Here is a 16,634-nt window from a genome sequence, read left to right on the forward strand (position 1 = left end):
GTTCACCGACACCGGAGCCGAGTACGTGGTGAACGCCCCGTTGTCCAGCGCGTACTCCACCCTGTCCACACCCGACTCGGTGTCACTCGCCGAGACCGTCACCGTCGCGGAACCGACGTAGTTGCCGTCCGCGTCCTTCTCGCCCGACACGTTGGCGGAGACCTGCGGCGCGGTCGTGTCGGTGGGGCCACCGGAGGTGACCACGAGCTCGCCGACCATCTGGTGACCGGGGATCGCGCAGAAGAAGCGGTACGTGCCGGGGGTGAGGTTCACCTGGACCTCGTGCCGGCCGCCGTCCGCGTCGTACGGGCTCGCGATGATGTTGACGGTGACGTCGTGGTTGTATCCGGGCGTCGTCGTGTCGAAGGTCAGCGTGTGCGTCATCCCGAACGTGCTGCCGGTCGCCATGCTGTTCTCGAAGACGATCGTCGTGGGTCCCGCGACCGCCGTGGTCGGCGCGTCCTTGTACGCGGTCATGCTGTTGTCGGCGGTCCAGGTGAGCACCTGCGCCGCCGCCTGGCTGACCTGTTGCCGCGCCTCGGGCTGCGGCGCGGCGGCCTCGGCCGGCGACAGCCACAGCGCCGGCAGCGCCACGCACAACAGCACCACGGCCACGGCGGCGCGTAGCGCCCCGCGTAGCCTTCCTGTCAATAACTGCATCTGAGGTCGCACCTCACAGAACGTGCATGTGGGCGGACGAACGGCGTCCGTCCGCCTGAGGTCATGGGGTGAGGGCCGGGCGGGGGGACTCCCCCCGCCCGGCTACCGGGTCAGAGCTCCCGCACGCGTACGTTGCGGAATTCCGCCAGGTCGGTGTTGCTGTGGTTCTGCAGCCCGATGAACCCGCTGACGAACTGACGCAGGTCCGTGGCGGGGTCGCCGCCGCGGGACGACGACTTGCCCGGGGTGTTGTCGAACTCGTTGATCACGACGCCATTGCGGATGATCGTGTAGTGCTGCCCGACCACCCGGACCTCGTAGTCGTTCCACTGGCCCTTCGGGGTCGCCCCCGCCTTGTCCATGGTGTTCGGCTGGAAGTTGTAGATCGAGCCCGTCTTCTGCGGCTCGCCCGTGTCGCCGTCGTAGATCTGGATCTCGTGGCCGCAGTAGACCGCGACCCACGCCTCCGACGTGCGGGCCGATCCGACCGTGCCGCAGCTCCCGGCCGGACGCTGGTCCAGCGGGGTCCGCGGGTCGGGGAACCGGACGAACACGCCGGTGTTGGCCCGAGCCGTGCCGGGCGCGACGTCACGGAACTGCAGCCGCACCGAGAAGTCGGCGTACGCCTTGGCGGAGTACCACAGCATGCCCATACCGCCCGAGGTGCGGAGGGTGCCGTCCTGCTGCAGGATGAACTGGCCGGTCGGAGCCTGCGACCACCCCTGCAGGGACTGCGCGGTCCCGTCGAAGACGGTCTCGTAGCCGTTCGTCTTGCCGATCTCGGACTGCGCCGCCGCCTTGCTCAGCGTGGTGGCCTCGCGGTTGTCGATGACGCCGGCCTTGCGGAACTCGTTCACCTGGTTGTTGACGTGGCTGACGAACTCGCCGTGGTTCGACCACGTGCGCTCGTCGTCGATCAGGTCGTTGATCGTGCAGCCGCCGGCGACGACGCGGTTGGCCACGCCGGTGTCGGTGTCGAGCAGCCGGACCGTCGGCCGGGCGTCGGGCGCCGGGCAGCCGATCTCGACGGTGACCTCGCCGGTCGCCACCTCACCGTCGGCGTAGGTGACCTTCAGCTTGGCCTTGTAGGTGCCGAAGTCCTTGTAGGTGTGCGTCGGGTCGGCCTCGGTCGACGGCTTGCTGCCGTCACCGAAGTCCCACTCCCACTTCACGCCGCCGGCCCTGGTGTGGGAGAACACCACCGTCTTCGGCGTGCTCTGCCGCTCCGGGCGCACCGTGGCCAGGCTCGGGTTCGGCGTCGCAGGACCACCCTGGTAGGTGATGCGGATCAGCTTCTGGTTGGGGTGCAGGCTGAAGAAGCCACCGGCGTAGTCCAGCATGTACAGCGCGCCGTCCTTGCCGAACTTGGCGTCCATCCACGACTGCAGCTGGGTGGCGCCGCCGCCGGGCTGGATGATGGAGCGCAGGTCCTCGGCGAAGACGGGCGGCTTCGCGTCCTTGACGCCCTTCGGGTCGACGGTGACGGCGACCCGGTTGTTCGCGTTGGACTCGTCACCGATGAACCACTTGTCGTCCCAGTACGCGGGCCACGCGACACCGCTGTCGGTGTCGACCTCGGAGCGGTGGTAGGTCGGCCCGGACATGACCGCCTGGCCGCCGCCGGAGAGGTAGGGCTGGGTGAAGGTCTCGTCGCCCAGCTTGTAGGTCGGCAGGCCGCTGCCGTCGGTCCGCTTCGGGTAGACCGGGCCGCCGCCCTGCGGCGAGTACCAGATCATGTTGTCGCGGGCCGGCGGGATGTCGACCAGGCCGGTGTTGCGCGGCGAGGTGTTCTTCAGGTTGTCGCAGTTGTACCAGTCGGCGGGCTGGTTGGCGTCGACGTTGCTGCGGTCGCGGTAGGGCTGCTTGTTGCCCATGCAGTAGGGCCAGCCCTGGTTGCCCGCGGACGTGAGGATCGTCGCGGTCTCGTACTTCGCCGGACCCCAGATCTCGCTCGGGCCGCCCGCGTCGGGACCGACCCATCCGGCGGTCAGCCAGTCGTTCACGTTGTCCCACTGGATCCGCGCGATGTTGCGAACACCCATCACGTAGATCTCCGGGCGGGTCTTGCCGCCGCCCTCTTCCTTACCCGTGAACAGGTTGCCCTTCGGGATCGTGTACGTCCCGTCGGCCTCCGGGTGGATACGGATGATCTTGCCGTTCAGGTCGTTGGTGTTGCCGGCGGTGCGGCGGGCGTCCTGGAACGAGGTGCCCTTGTAGTCCTGCGTCCAGTTGTTCCCGGAGTAACCGCTCGAGCCGCCGGAGGAGTTGCTGTCACCGGAACCGACGTAGAGGTTCCCCTCCTTGTCGAAGGCCATGCCGCCACCCGCGTGGCAGCAGCTGTGGATCTGGGTGTCCCACTGCAGCAGGTCCTTGCGGGTCTTCTGGTCGATCGTCTGGGTGGCGGAGTCGTAGGTGAACCGGGAGATCGTCCGCTTGCCGATCCGCTTGTCCCTGTCGATCGACTCGTGCGGCATCCAGTAGACGTACAGCCAGCCGTTCTCCTGGAACTTGGGGTCGGGCACGATGCCGAGGAGACCCTCCTCGTTCTTCACCAGCTCGTCGCCGCTGCCGCGGTTGCCCATGACGGCGAGGGTGGTGAGGAGCTTGACCTGCTTGGTCTTCGGGTCCCACTGGTGGATGGTGCCGCAGCCGAGGCCGACCTTCGGGTTGTTCCAGTCGGCGATCGGGCCGCTGGGGCAGGCCGCCTTGCCGACGTAGAAGACCTTGCCGTCGGGGGCGACGGTGAGGCCGTGCGGCTCGCCGATCTGGTCGAGCTGGCCCGACTGGTTCTGCGCGGTCAGCCGCTCGGTCTTGTAGTTGGACGCGATGGTCGCCTGGCAGTCGCCGCGGACCAGGCCGGCCGCCCACTTGATCGCGCCGCCGAGGTGGCTCTTGAACTGCTCGTCCTTGGTGTAGCTGTCCTCGGTGCCGCCCATGCCGGTGTAGAACGACCGGCCGCCGTCGTAGTCGCGGCACCACGAGATCGGGTGGAAGGCGCCGTTGCCGTTCAGGCCCGCCTTGTAGGTCCACTCCTCGACCTGCGCGACCGTCTGGACCTTGCCCAGCGGGCTCGGGCTCCAGTTCATCCACTTGTCGGACCGCGTCGTGTTGAACGGCAGGCCCTTGTTCGCCGGGTGCTGCCTGTCGGTGAAGTCCACCGTGGCCTTCTGCACCTGGCTGTCCGGCGGAGGCCCGGCGTCGGGACCGAACAGGCGCAGCTCGGCCAGCTGGATGAGGGGCTCACCGCTGTTCGCCGTGATGTTCAGCCGGTAGTACGCGTACGCCGTGCCGTTGGTGAACTTGTATTCCTTGGTCTGGAACCGCGAGGGGAAGGTCTCCCCGGTCCGCTTGTCCAGGTCCGTCCAGCTCTTCCCGTCCTGGGAGCCCTGCAGCGTCCAGTCCTTGGGGTCACGGCCGGGGAAGTCGTTGGCCGAGGTCAGCGCGTAGTGGGCGATCGCCTTCGGCTGCTCCAGCTTCAGCGAGACCCAGCCGGTCGGGTTGAACGTCAGCCACTTGCTGTTGTTGTTCCCGTCGACCAGCTTCTCTTTGGTCTCGTTCGGCGGGTTGTCCCCGTTCGCCGTGATCTCCACGACCTTCTCGGCCGGGGGCAGGCTGCCGGCGGGGCGGGTGCCGACCAGGTCGGTGAACCAGGACGAGTCGGGCTGCGCGCGTACGGCGTCGTGGACGCCGACGAACCCGCCGCCGTCCCGGATGTACGCCTGGAAGGCGGCCTCCTGGGCGGCGTTCAGCGTCACGCCCTTGGCGGACAGGAACACCACGCCGCGATAGCGCGCCAGGTTGCTGGAGGTGAACACCGCCGGGTCCTCGGACACCTCGACGGAGAAACCGTTGTCCTTGCCCAGGTCCTTGATCGAGTCGGCGGCCTTCTCGACCGGGTCGCTCTGTTCCTTGGCGGGGCCGTGGAACACCAGCACACCGACCGACTTGCCATCCGTATCAGGCTTATCGGGTTTGTCGGCGTCTGGTTCTGGAGGGTTGGGCTTGGCCTGGGCCTGCAGTTGCGCGGCGGGGAGGGCCGGTGCGGCCTGCGCCTGCGCGGCGGGGACCGTCGCCAGTCCCAGCGTCAGGGCGGCGCTCGACGCCGTGATCAGAGCGCGGCGCCAGGCGGGTGGCCGAGGGTGTACGAGCAGGTCTCTGCGACCCATCGTTCGCTCCTTCAGGTTCGGGGGGTTGGATCAGCACCTTGCGGAGGTCGTGCGGTCGGCCATGGCGGCGACCGGGCACGCAGATGCCGGGAGGCACGAGGGTTTGCCGGTCTCCTTCTCCTCTCGCTCGCCGGTTGATCCCTGATCCCGGCATCGCGGTGACGCGGTCAGGGCGGTTCGGGCCGTCGCGGACGTGCGGCATCGCCGTTCGTCGCGCTGTTCTGCGGGCGATCGCCGCGGAGCCCGTCGTCACGGGCGCTGGGGACGGATCGCGTGCGGCGGTAGGCGGCCGTCCCGTCGGGACGGCGACCGAAATGAAGGGGTCTTCCCGGTCTCAGACCGGGGCGCCGCCGAGCCGGCGACGCCCGGCGGCAGCGCCGCCGGAGCGTGGTCCGGCATGTCCGAGCCGCAGGTCCGCCGGGATATGAGAGGGCGGGCCGTGCAGGGCGGATGTCGGCCGTGGGGGGTGTCGCCGAAGCACCGCTGAGCCTTTCCGAGAGTCGCGGATGGTTGCGTATGCGGGTGGACGAGGGCCAGGTGATGCCCAGGAGACGGTGCGGACTGCGACAGTTCCGGTTGCGTCAAGTGGGCGGTTTGGGCTCAACGTAGCAGCCTCACCGCACTTCATCCAGTCCTGTGACAAAGTTCTCTTGCTTACACACTGACTTCTTGACTTTTTGGCAGAACTATCGCCTACTTCCATCAAAAGCCTTATCAACGGCGTCGAAAGCCTCACGGCAGTGAGGCGTCATGACCGGATTGGGGAACCATGACCGAGGTAGGCAGGGGTACGACGCGAGGCATGTTCTCCCGGCGCGCCTTCACCACGGCCGCGACGGCCGCCGCGTTCGCACCGCTGGTCGGGGCGGGCGAGGCCAACGCGGCGCCGTCCGACAAGGTCACGGGCAAGCCCGGGAGAGACGACGTCCGCCGCATGACCCTCTACGCGGAGAAGTTGCCGAACAATCTGCTGGGATACGGCCTGGAGCCCGGCAAGGCCACGATCCCCGGCCCGCTCATCGAGATGGTCGAAGGCGAGACCCTCGAGATCGAGCTGGTCAACAACACCGACGTCACCGCCAGCCTGCACGTGCACGGTGTGGACTACGAGTTCACCAGCGACGGCACGAGGATGAGCGACAGCGTGGTGGAGCCGGGAGGCCGGCGCACCTACGTCTGGCGCACCCACGCGCCGGGCCGCCGCCCCGGCGGCACCATCGAGCCCGGCAGCGCCGGCTACTGGCACTACCACGACCACGTCGTCGGGACCGACCACGGCACCGGCGGCATCAGCAGAGGGCTCTACGGCGCGCTGGTGGTCCGCCGGAAGGGCGACATCCTCCCGGACAAGCAGGCCGTCGTCTTCTTCAACGACATGACGGTCAACAACGCCAAGGCCGGTGAGGCCCCGCACTTCATGGCGAAGATCGGCGAGCGCGTGGAGTTCATCGTGGTCACCCACGGGAACTTCTTCCACACCTGGCACCTGCACGGGCACCGCTGGGCGGACAACCGCACCGGTCTGCTGGACAACCCGCAGGACCAGACCCGGATCATCGACACCAAGATCACCGGGCCGGCCGAGTCGTTCGGCTTCCAGGTGATCGCCGGAGAGCGCGTCGGTCCCGGGGCCTGGATGTACCACTGCCACGTCCAGAGCCACTCGGACATGGGGATGGCCGGAGTGTTCATGGTGGCCGACGAGAACGGGAACGTACCCGGCCACGACATGGGCGGCATGAGCTCCGGCAGCGGCTCGGACATGAGCTCCATGTCGCACGACTGATCCCGCCCCGCTCCCCCGCGTACGCCGGGCGGGCCACCCGCGATCAGAGTCAGTAGGGTGCGCCCATGACCAGCGACACGCGCGGGCGCGGGCGGGCGGCGGTCACCGCCGAGTCCGAATCGCAGGCGGCTCTCGACTACTACCTGATCACCTCGGCTGCGGGCACGGACGACGCCCCGGCCGAGGGAATCGTCGTCGAGGAGTTCGCGCTCACCGGCGACTTCAGGACCGTCGGCCTGGACACCGCCGGATGGACCGCGGCCGACGGCGTCTGGTGGAGTTCCGCGGCCTTCGGGCGTGCGATGCGCGAGGACCCCGGACTGCGCTCCCGGGCCCGCGCGGTGAGCCGCCTCGATGCCGAGGCCGCGTACCGCGGTCTCGGCGGGGGCGAACTGCCCGGCGAGACGCGGCTGCGGGCGCTGTTCCACGACCACCAGCCTCTGCCGGACTCGCCTCCCCTGCGTCTCAGCCCGCCCCGGGTCCCCGGCGGGTTCCACGACACGCGGGTCTACCGCGTCCTGTTCGCCGGTGAGCCGCACCTTTCCCGCCTCGCGGACGTGGTGACGCTCGCCGGGGAGACCGGCGACCCGCGGACCCGGGTCATCGGCTCGGGTGAACTGCGAACGGACCCGGACGTCTTCACCTGGGAGGTGCGCCGGATCGGGCCCGGTGTCGCCTGCTGCCTCGACCTCACCGCCCACCTGGGGACCGCGTCCGGCCAGGCCCTCGGGCCGCTGCTGCGACGGTTGACGACGGCGATGCGCCACGCGGGACCGGTCCCCGTGACCGTCGAGCGATTCTCCTGACCCGGCTCCGGCTCTTCGCGTGCGCGCGATTCAGCGGCGCGCGGCCACTGCGCCCGCACCGGCGTCGGCGGAGTCGGTGGAGAAGGCGAGGTCCCGTCCCGCCTCCAGTTCCGCGAGCCGATCGGTGAGTGCTGTGCGGATGTGGGTGTAGGAGTCGCTGCCCAGGGCGACCCGTACGGGCGCGGGGTCCAGGTCCGCACAGCCGACAATCGCCGCGGCCGTCTTCGCGAGGTCGCCGACGGACGGCAGCGCCGGGTTGCGGATGCCTCGGGTAAGCGCGGCCGGGCTGTCGTCGTAGGCGCTCATCGGCGTGGCGAGCCTCGCGCCTCCGTCACGGAATCGCGTGCGGACGCTGCCCGGCTCGACGATGGTCACGCCGATGCCGAACGGGGCGGCGTCCTTGGCCGTCGACTCCATGAACCCCTCGATGCCCCACTTGCTCGCGTGATACAGGGACGCGCCCGCGTTGGCGGCCTGACCGCCGTACGTGGAGAGCTGGATGAGGCGGCCGCCGCCCTGGCGGCGTAGGTGAGGCAGCGCGGCGCGGACCACCCGGATCGAGCCGAGCAGGTTCGTGTCGATCTGGTGGACGATCTGCTCGTCGGTGAGTTCCTCGGCCGCGCCGAACAGGCCGTACCCGGCGTTGTTGACGACCACGTCGATCCTGCCGAGGTCGGCGAACGCCCGGTCCACGACCTGCCCGATCGCACGGCCGTCGGTCAGGTCGAGGCGGGCGAGCCACAGCCGGTCGCCGTACTCCGCCTTCAGGTCGTCCATCGCCTCCATCCGCCGGACCGTCCCGGCGACGCGGTCGCCGCGCCGGAGGAGCCGTTCCGTCATCTCCCGGCCGAAGCCGCTGCTCACTCCGGTGATCAGCCATGTACGCGCTTCCATCAGCGTGCCCCTTCTGTTGTAGCTAACTCGTTAGTTAGCTTATGCCTTCACCTAACCGGTTAGTCAATCGCTAGGATGGCGCCGTGGCGACAGGTAACGCCGAGGCGACCAAGGCACGCATCCTCGAAGCGGCACGGGACGAGTTCTCCGCCCACGGCATCGCCGGGGCGCGCGTCGACCGCATCGCCAAGGCGGCCGGCTGCAACAAGAACCTGCTCTACATCTACTTCCAGAGCAAGGAGACCCTGTTCGCCACCGTCTTGGAGCAGAACCTGCGACGGGTCTACGACGAGTTGCGGTTCACCCCCGACGACCTGCCCGGATACGCGGCGCGGGTGTTCGACTTCGCGATGGCCCAGCCCGGCCTGATGCGGCTCATGGCATGGGCGGGCCTGGAACAGGAGACCGGCGAGGTCGCCCTGCGCAACGCGGCGCAGAGTGCGAAGGTGTCGGCCATGGAGGCGGCGCGGGACGCGGACGCCCCGGAGGCGCGCTTCCCGCCGGAATTCCTGCTGACGGCCATCCTGGCGCTCGCCACCGCCTGGTCGGCGGCGAGCCCCTTCGGCCCGCGACTCAGCCCCGGACTCGCCGCCGACCCCGCCACGCTGCGCGCCCAGATCGCCGACGCGGTGGCGGCGATCGCCGGCGCACGGACCGGCTCCTGACCGAAGGCGAGAGCAGCGGGCGCACGACTCCACTTCACGATCGGCCGGCGACTCTCTGTAACGCCGGGGCGCGTCGCCACGACATCCGGATGAGCGTCCACATCGGGTACCTCCCGACAAGCGGCCACGGGGACGGACACATGGAACTGCGCCATTTCCGGTACTTCGTGGCGGTCGCCGAGTACGGCGGCTTCACCCGGGCCGCCGCCCGCCTGCACGTGTCGCAGCCGACGCTCAGCCAGCAGATCCGGGACCTGGAACGCCAGGTGGGCACCCCGCTGCTGGTCCGCGACCCGTCCGGGACCCGGCTCACCCCGGCCGGGGCCGCCTTCTACGAGCGGATTCGCGGCGTGCTGCACGCCGTGGACGAGGCGGCCTCGACCGCCCGGTACGTGGCCGGCCTGCGGGAGGGCACGCTGCGGGTGGGCGTGGCGCTGCCGATGCCGCGCGAGATTCACCTCACCGTGCTCACCGCGTTCGCCGAGGCCTACCCGGAGGTGCAGGTGAGTCCCCGGCAGCTCGGCCTGGTCGACTTCGACCGGCCGCTGATCCGCGGCGAGATCGACGTGGCGCTGATGTTCATGCCCGTGGACCCGGAACGCCTCGCCTGGGAGCCGGTGCTCCACGAACCGCGGGGGCTCGCCGTGTCCACTGGACACGACCTGTGGGACGTGGACGCCGTCCACTTCACAGACGTGCTCGGCCAGGCCTTCGCCCCGGTGCACGCCGAGGTCCCGGTCCGCGCGGTGCGCTGGTGGACCATGGACGAGCAGCGCAACGACGAGCCGCCCCGATACCGCGGCGCGCCCGGCGCCACCCCCGAGGAAGTGCTGCTCAGCGTGCGCCTGAACCGGGTGGTGTGCCCGGCTCCGTACAACTACAGGGACACCGCGCTGCCGACGGGCCTGCGGATGATCGAGCTCACCGGCCTGCCGCCGGCGACGGTCGTCGCGGCCCGCCGGCGCGAGGACCGGGGCGGGCTCGCCGAGGCGTTCTGCTCGCTCGCGGCCCGGACCGTCCGCGGGCTGGCCCGTTCCGCCCCGGGTAAGGTGCCCGCCTCCTCCGACCTGGGTGACCTGCGGGCATAGCCGTCGCCTATGCCCCCATAGGCAGCCCGTCTTCGACTCCGCCACCACCCCGGCCGATCCTGTCCCTGAGCCGGGGCTCGGAAGGCCCGTCGATCACGCTCGTCTGGGGGAGTGCAATGGACGCGCTCGCGCTGGCCGCGGCCTCCGCGTTGGTAGGTGTGCTGGCGACCGAGGGGTGGCAGGACGGCCGCAGGGCCGTCGTCGCGCTGTGGCGGCGCGCCCGCCCGGAGCAGGCGCCGGCGGTCGAGGCCGACCTCGCGGAGGCCCGTACGGAACTGCTGGCCGCCCGGGAGGCGGGCGACGAGCAGGCCGAACAGGCCCTGGTGGTGGAGTGGCGGCAACGCCTGCGCCGGCTGGCGGCCGCCGACCCCGAGGCCGCCCGGGAACTGCGCCGGATCGTGGACGAGGAGCTCACCCCGCTGCTGCCCCCGGCCGGCCGGCAGACCACCGTCAACCAGAACGCCACGGTCTCCGGGTTCGGCCGGGTGAACCAGGCGGGCCGCGACATCCGGATCGGCCGGGGGTGAGCCAGGAGACGGACACCGGCCCTGACGAGGTACGGCAGGAGGCGCGCGTTTTCGGCCTGGGCTGGATCCTCCAGGCCGGCCGCGACCTGATCATCCATCTGGCCGTCGACTTCAAACCCCTGGTCCTCGCCGTCGCCGCGGCCGCCCTCATCGCCGGCGGCGGCTGGGCGACGGTGAACTGGCTGATCCCGGCCCTGTCCCCCGCGTACAAGACCCAGTTCCTCATCGACGCCAGCGCGGACGCCACCGACGTCGCAGGGGCGCTGGAGACCGCCGTGGGCAACTCCGGAGACGACGACGCGCTGGGCCTGCGCAGCTTCGGCGGCGAGTGCGGCCGGGACGGCAACACCACCCGGCTGGTGGACTTCGGCACCGGCAACCGGAGCCGGATCTCCGACGCGGCGCGACGGGTGCCCGCGGGCGGCAGGCCGACGCTGGTGAAGGGCATCGTCGAGGCGGCCGGCGACTTCTCCGGGTTCTGGCCCCTGCGCGCCACCCAGGTCAACCGGGTCGTCGTCGTCACCCGGCACGGCGCGGACGCCTGCGACGCCCAGTACGCCGAGGACGAGATCCGGCAGCGGATCGCCTCGGCCGGCCTGAAGATCCAGTTTCGGCTGGTCGGCTATCGGGTGCCGGACGACCAGCGGGACCGGCTCAGCCGGATCGCCTCGGCCGTCGGCGCGCCGGAGCCTGTCTTCACCGAGACCCCGGAGCAGCTGCGGGTGGCCCTCGACTGGCTCACCAACACCGAACCGGTGCGGACGAACGCCTACGAGGTGATCCGTATCCTCGACCCCACCGCGAAGCGGGTCGACGCCGCGGTGGCCGCGATCGGCGCCGGCCGGCTCGACGTGGCCGAGCGCGAGCTCGACCGGGCCGGGACGGGCGACGCCGACGCGCAGCTCAAGGTGCTCGCCGACCGGGCGAGGACCCCTGCCACCCGGGACATCCAGCGCAGAGCCATCGGCCTGCGTGACCTGCAGAAGGAACTGGTCCCCGCCGCCCGGGACCTGCTCGACGCCGCCCGGTCGAGGACCGTCGCGCCCACGGACTACACCGCGATCGCCGACCGCTACAACCACGAGGTGGACGCCATGAACAGAGCACTCGCCGCGCTCCGGCTCACTCTGCCGAAGGCCCCGCGATGACCGGGCCGCGCAGGAGGGGCCGTCGCGTGGTGGCGGTGCTCCTCGCCGTCGCCGCTGTGGTCGCGGGCGCGGGCGCCTACGTCTGGTTCGTGCTGGTTCCCGACTACCGCACCGCGTTCCTGGTGGACGCCTCCGCCGGGCCGGCCGGCCGGTTCGGCGCGATCGCCGCCGCCGTAGGCTCCGCGGCCCGCAACTCCGGAGACGGCGACGCGCTCTCGGTGCGCCGGTTCGGCGGCACCTGCGGCGCCACCGGCACCACCGCCGAGGTCGTGCCCACCGGCCGGGGCCAGGGCGACAGGATCGCCACCGCGGCGCGCACCCTCACCCCGTCCGGCGCGGCGACCCTGGGGGACGGCGTCCTCGCGGCCATCGACGACTTCTCCGGCCTCTATCCGTTCCGTGGCAAGAAGAGCAACCGGATCGTCGTGGTGACCGGCCATGGCGAGGACGCATGCACCGAGGACCAGGTCGCACTGCGGAAAGCCATCCGGGACAGGATCGCCGCCGCCGGGCTGACCCTGGAGTTCCGGTTCGTCGGCTACCAGGTGCCCAAGAGCCGGCAGGACGGTCTGAGGCAGCTGGCCGCCGCCACCGGAGCACCCAAACCTCAGTTCGCCAGGTCCGCCGAGGATCTCACCACGGTGCTGCACAAGCTGACCATCCCCGGCCCGGACGGTGCCAGCCACGTGACGGTCCCGGGTGACACCCCGGCCCCCGAGCCGAGCACGGAGAGGAAGCAGTACGACTTCTCCGTCGTGATGCTCACCGGGTGGGGTGTGAAGGTGTCGGGCGCTCCGGTGAGCTGCGCCGCGGAGACCAACGAGACCTCCACGGACGGACGGCAGTGCCGCTTCAAGCTGGCCGAGGGGCAGCGGATCCGGCTCACCGCCGAGCTCCACGGCCCGGATCCCAACCCGATGCGGGCCCAGAACAATCCCAACTACCGGCCGATGAACACCCCCTACTGGTACGGCTGCGACGAGGGACCGAAGTCGCGGACCTGCACCGTGACCATGGACGCCGAGCGCGTGTCCCGGCCGGTCGACACCTCCGCGAAGACCCCCACCACGTCCCGGGTGGCCTGCGTGGCCACCGAGGATCCGGCGGGGGGCGGGGTCGGCATGGTCACCTGCGCGATGCTCACCGGCGCGTCGTCGCCCCCGATGCCGGAAATCACCTATGCGGACGGCTCGGTGGACTCTCCGCAGGGCTGAGGCCCCTCAGCCGGGCTGTGAAGCCCGGCTGAGCCCCCCGTATGACGCGTCGTGCTCCAGACCGCCCTGGGCGACCGGTCAGGCCAGCGGGAGCCGGACGACGAAGACCGCACCACCTGCCGGCGACCGCTCCACGTGTACCTCGCCCTCGTGGCCGTACGCGATGTTCCGCACGATGGCCAGGCCGAGGCCGGTCCCGCCGCGGTCGCGGGAGCGGGCGGCGTCGAGGCGGGTGAAGCGATCGAAGATCCGTTCCCGATCCTCCTCCCCGATTCCGTCGCCGTCGTCGGCCACCACGAGCTCCGCCAGATCGGCCGTACGCCGGACCTGGACGAACACGACCGTCTTGGCGTGCCGCTGCGCGTTGTCGAGCAGTTCGGACAGCATTCGCCTGAGCCGCGCGTCCAGACCGCGCACCAGAACTCCGGGGACGACCTGCACCTTCACGTCGAGCCTGTCGGAGCGCCGGGCCAGTTCGCTCTGCACGAGATCCCCGAGGTCCAGCAGGGACGGCTCGGCCGGCTGGGCGGCGGCCTGAAGCTGAGCCAGCAGGTAGAGGTCGTCGACCAGCGCCTGCAGCCGTTCCACGTCGTTGAGCGCCCGTTCGAGCAGGTCGTCCACGTCGATCTCGCTGGGATGCAGCCGGGCCTCCTCCAGCTGTGCCCGCAGCCCCGCGATCGGGGTGCGCAGTTCGTGCGACACGTCGGCCTCGAACCGCCGCTGCCAGTCGATGGCCCGATACAGCTTGCCGCACATGCTGTCGATGCCGTGCTTGATGCTGCGCTCCAGCTCATCGAGTTCGCCGAGACATTCACGGAGGTGGCGGAGCGATGTCACGTCTCCCAGATTCCCTGACCCATCCACGACGATTCCCATGGACAGCTAAAATCAGCATCTACGACTTGTTTCCGACCAGAAATAGGGTCCGTACGGCAGGGCCCGGACATGCCGGAAGACGTCAGTAAACGGAATGCGGATGTGGTTCTGCGATACCTGCGGGTCTTCGAGCCGCGGCACATCGCCGAGATCCAAGAACCGCGTCGCCGTCCCTCCCATCGTCCGCCGAATCCATGTGCGGTCCGGACCTCCTCCGAAAACAGGATTGACCAGTCGGGACTGGTGACGAAGGATTATTGATATGACGCTTCCCCAGCGCCAAACCCGGCGCTCTCCGCACGCGCTGGTGAAGCTGGTCGTGGTGACTCTCCTGCTGGGCGCCACGATCGGGACAGGCGTTTTCTTCGCACTGGCGCTGATGTGGCATTCCCTGTGGGGCGAGGGGCCGATGTTCTTCCCGGGCGAGCCGTAGACGGTCAGATCGTCTCACGGGGACGACGTTCGAACTCCCCAACGTCCTGCTCGAGAACGGGAGCCAGTCGCGGGGTGAAGGCTCCTCGACGAATTTCGGCCGTGTCACTATCGATAGGCCCTCCCCTCCGGCTCTTCACAATGCAAAGTGTCTTCGGTGACGCTGAAGCGCCGATTGTCGTCGAACTCGCGTAAGAGCCAGATCTACAAGGCGTTCCGGGATGTCGGGAGCGTGATGCGGAACGTGGCGCTGCTGCGATTCCTCGCCGACTCGGGGCTGCGGGCACGGGTGACCGCGGCCACCAACAAGGCCGAGGCCTACAACGGATTCTCCGCCTGACCCCGGTTCGGCAACCAGGGCGTGATCGCCGGACGTGTTCGACCCCGCGCTGGACGAGGTCGGCGCGATGCCGGCGAGGTTGATCGCGAACACGGTGGCGGCGATGCTGTGGTCGTGGAGTACGTGTCCAGAGTGCCGCGACCGCCGCTGGACGAGCTGATCGACGACCTTTACTACCTGGAGGGTGCGCCGCCGTACCCCCGGCTGACGCTGCCGCCGATGCCGTCGGCGTTGCTCATCGTCAACCTCGGGGCGCCGTTCCGCATCCGCGCCGGCACCGACATCGAGACGGCCGAGTACGCCGACGGCTGCGTGGTCACCATGCCCACCCGCGCCTTGGAGTTCGGCTACCCACCCCGGACCCGGTCCGTCGGCGTGCACGTCAAACCGTGGGGGCTGGCGCCGTTCCTGCCGATGCCCGCGGCCGAGCTGTGTGACCGGCCGGTGACAGTAGAGCAGGTTTGGGGCCGGCCCGCCATTGCTGAGCTGCGAGACCGGCTGGCCACGGCGGACGGACCGCACGAGATGCTGACGCTGCTCGAGCAGGAGCTGATGCGACGGCTGTGCGAGACCGCCGGCCTGGGGCTGGTCCGCCATACGAGCAGCGTCATCGCGGCGACCAGCGGGGCGGCGGCGATCGGCGACCTGAGCGTGGCAGCCGGTGTCAGCGGCACTCATCTGGCACAGCGGTTCAAGGAGCTGATCGGCGTCACGCCGAAGCGGCTGGCCCGCACCTACCGCTTCACCGCCACCGTGTTCGCGATCAACCCCGCCGGACCGATCGACTGGGGCGACCTCGCCAGTGGCGCAGGCTACTTCGACCAGGCCCACTTCGGCCACGAGTTCCGGGCGTTCACCGGGCTCACGCCGACCCGGTACGTCGAAGTCCGGCGGCGGTTCCTGCGCGAACATCCCGGCCACGTGATGGACGGCTGGCCGCTGCCGGCCGATTGATTTCTTACAAGAGCGACAGCTCACGACACGCTAATTTGGGGCACCCCAAAGCAGAGGAGAGCCCCGTGGGCAAGGTGGTCATGTACAGCTCGGTGTCGGTGGACGGCTTCGTCGCGGACGAGAATGACCAGCCCGGACCGCTGTTCGACTGGTTGTCCAGCGGTGACGTCCCGTTGGACGAGAGCGGCGAGCTGAAGGTGTCGCAGACGTCCTACGACTACACCCGGACGTACTGGGACCAGATCGGAGTCACGATCGTCGGCCGCCACGTCTTCGACCTGACGGACGGCTGGGACGGAAAGCCACCGAGCGGGATCGACCACGTGGTCGTCGTGACGCACCGGCCGCAGCCCGAGGGCTGGGACCCCGAGGCGCCGTTTCACTTCGTCGACGGCGTCGAGGCAGCCATGGCCAAGGCGCAGGAGCTTGCGGGTGACCGCTTGATCGAGGTCGCCGCCGGCGACGTCGGTGGCCAGGTGCTTGCCGCGGGTCTGGTCGACGAGGTGCGCATGGACGTCGTACCCGTCGTGTTCGGGTCCGGCAAGCGCTACTTCGGGTCGGTCCACGCGCAGCACCTGTTGGAGGATCCTGACGTGGTGATTCAGGGCAACCGGGTGCTTCACCTGCGCTATCGGGTGCGCCGTTGACCGATCTGAGCGGGTACGCGAAGAAGTCCAGTGCGAACGGTGACACAAGATCGGGCCTCCGGCTGCATTCGCGCATCGCTGTCCCTGGTCGGGCAGCCGACGCCGATCCGCCCCAGCACCTCACCTGCGGCAGGTTCAATGGGGACGCCGGCGCTGAGCGACTCGATCAGCTTGACCATCAGCTCGCGGCCCGCGGCTCGGCGGCGCGGCTGGTGTCCTGGCGCCGCACATGCCCACACCCGGTGCTCCGCTACCGGCGGATCGTCACCAGCAGGGATTCATGACGCCACGCCTCTGCCAGCGGAAACTCTTACACCACTCCCGTGGACGCAACCACACACAGCATCCGCTGGCCTGATCCCACGCGTCCGCCCCGGCACCGTTCACAGGACGGTGGGCCGGTGACGGAAGGTCAAGCCCGGCGTTGCGGC

At 69.9% G+C, this 16,634-nt stretch carries 15 protein-coding genes; 11 read left to right on the forward strand and 4 right to left on the reverse strand.

What is annotated here, in order from left to right; all coding sequences use genetic code 11:
- Window positions 1-660 (reverse strand): OmpL47-type beta-barrel domain-containing protein (locus HHX35_RS26430; RefSeq protein ID WP_220505909.1); only part of this gene is annotated, 660 nt, incomplete at its 3' end.
- Window positions 661-770: 110 nt separating this feature from the next.
- Window positions 771-4,826: a ThuA domain-containing protein gene (locus HHX35_RS26435; RefSeq protein WP_182901424.1), complete on the reverse strand. Its 4,056-nt coding sequence runs from the start codon at window positions 4,824-4,826 to the stop codon at window positions 771-773.
- A gap of 802 nt (window positions 4,827-5,628) precedes the next feature.
- Between HHX35_RS26435 and HHX35_RS26440 the strand changes: the two genes are divergently transcribed.
- Entirely contained in the window at window positions 5,629-6,612 is a 984-nt protein-coding gene (locus HHX35_RS26440) for a multicopper oxidase domain-containing protein (RefSeq protein WP_220505910.1), read from the forward strand.
- A 65-nt stretch (window positions 6,613-6,677) separates the two neighbouring features.
- Window positions 6,678-7,418 carry a hypothetical protein gene (locus HHX35_RS26445; RefSeq protein WP_182901426.1) on the forward strand — a complete coding sequence of 247 codons (741 nt, stop codon included), beginning with the start codon at window positions 6,678-6,680 and terminating at the stop codon, window positions 7,416-7,418.
- Between the two features lie 30 nt (window positions 7,419-7,448).
- Here HHX35_RS26445 and HHX35_RS26450 read toward each other — a convergent pair whose 3' ends face one another.
- On the reverse strand, window positions 7,449-8,312 hold the full coding sequence (locus tag HHX35_RS26450) for an SDR family oxidoreductase (protein WP_182901427.1): 864 nt from the start codon (window positions 8,310-8,312) through the stop codon (window positions 7,449-7,451).
- 83 nt (window positions 8,313-8,395) lie between these two features.
- Here HHX35_RS26450 and HHX35_RS44770 point away from each other — a divergent pair, with 83 nt between their 5' ends.
- The 5 genes from HHX35_RS44770 (at window position 8,396) to HHX35_RS26475 (ending at window position 12,954) form a co-directional block, all read left to right on the forward strand.
- Window positions 8,396-8,977 carry a TetR family transcriptional regulator gene (locus HHX35_RS44770; RefSeq protein ID WP_182901428.1) on the forward strand — a complete coding sequence of 194 codons (582 nt, stop codon included), beginning with the start codon at window positions 8,396-8,398 and terminating at the stop codon, window positions 8,975-8,977.
- A 140-nt stretch (window positions 8,978-9,117) separates the two neighbouring features.
- Window positions 9,118-10,065 (forward strand): LysR family transcriptional regulator, encoded by a 948-nt coding sequence (locus HHX35_RS26460; protein ID WP_182901429.1) that lies wholly within the window; start codon window positions 9,118-9,120, stop codon window positions 10,063-10,065.
- A gap of 116 nt (window positions 10,066-10,181) precedes the next feature.
- On the forward strand, window positions 10,182-10,592 hold the full coding sequence (locus HHX35_RS26465; protein WP_182901430.1) for a hypothetical protein: 411 nt from the start codon (window positions 10,182-10,184) through the stop codon (window positions 10,590-10,592).
- Complete coding sequence (locus tag HHX35_RS26470) at window positions 10,589-11,740, forward strand: VWA domain-containing protein (protein ID WP_182901431.1); 1,152 nt, start codon at window positions 10,589-10,591, stop codon at window positions 11,738-11,740. Before HHX35_RS26465 ends, HHX35_RS26470 begins: the two co-directional genes overlap by 4 nt.
- A gap of 26 nt (window positions 11,741-11,766) precedes the next feature.
- A complete protein-coding gene (locus tag HHX35_RS26475; RefSeq protein ID WP_182901432.1) occupies window positions 11,767-12,954 on the forward strand; it encodes a hypothetical protein in 1,188 nt (395 codons plus the stop codon).
- Window positions 12,955-13,032: 78 nt separating this feature from the next.
- Here HHX35_RS26475 and HHX35_RS26480 read toward each other — a convergent pair whose 3' ends face one another.
- Window positions 13,033-13,791 (reverse strand): cell wall metabolism sensor histidine kinase WalK, encoded by a 759-nt coding sequence (locus tag HHX35_RS26480; protein WP_182901433.1) that lies wholly within the window; start codon window positions 13,789-13,791, stop codon window positions 13,033-13,035.
- A 301-nt stretch (window positions 13,792-14,092) separates the two neighbouring features.
- Between HHX35_RS26480 and HHX35_RS26485 the strand changes: the two genes are divergently transcribed.
- The 4 genes from HHX35_RS26485 to HHX35_RS26500 all read left to right on the forward strand — a co-directional run bounded on the left by HHX35_RS26485 (window position 14,093) and on the right by HHX35_RS26500 (window position 16,203).
- Entirely contained in the window at window positions 14,093-14,263 is a 171-nt protein-coding gene (locus HHX35_RS26485) for a hypothetical protein (RefSeq protein ID WP_182901434.1), read from the forward strand.
- 156 nt (window positions 14,264-14,419) lie between these two features.
- Window positions 14,420-14,602: a Tn3 family transposase gene (locus HHX35_RS26490; RefSeq protein ID WP_182901435.1), complete on the forward strand. Its 183-nt coding sequence runs from the start codon at window positions 14,420-14,422 to the stop codon at window positions 14,600-14,602.
- Between the two features lie 114 nt (window positions 14,603-14,716).
- Entirely contained in the window at window positions 14,717-15,556 is an 840-nt protein-coding gene (locus HHX35_RS44775; RefSeq protein WP_220505911.1) for a helix-turn-helix domain-containing protein, read from the forward strand.
- A gap of 65 nt (window positions 15,557-15,621) precedes the next feature.
- Window positions 15,622-16,203, forward strand: coding sequence for a dihydrofolate reductase family protein (locus HHX35_RS26500; RefSeq protein WP_182901437.1), 582 nt, complete (start codon window positions 15,622-15,624; stop codon window positions 16,201-16,203).
- The last annotated feature ends 431 nt before the right edge of the window (window positions 16,204-16,634 follow it).

Source organism: Microbispora sp. H10830, from assembly GCF_014161375.1.
GTDB lineage: Bacteria > Actinomycetota > Actinomycetes > Streptosporangiales > Streptosporangiaceae > Microbispora > Microbispora catharanthi.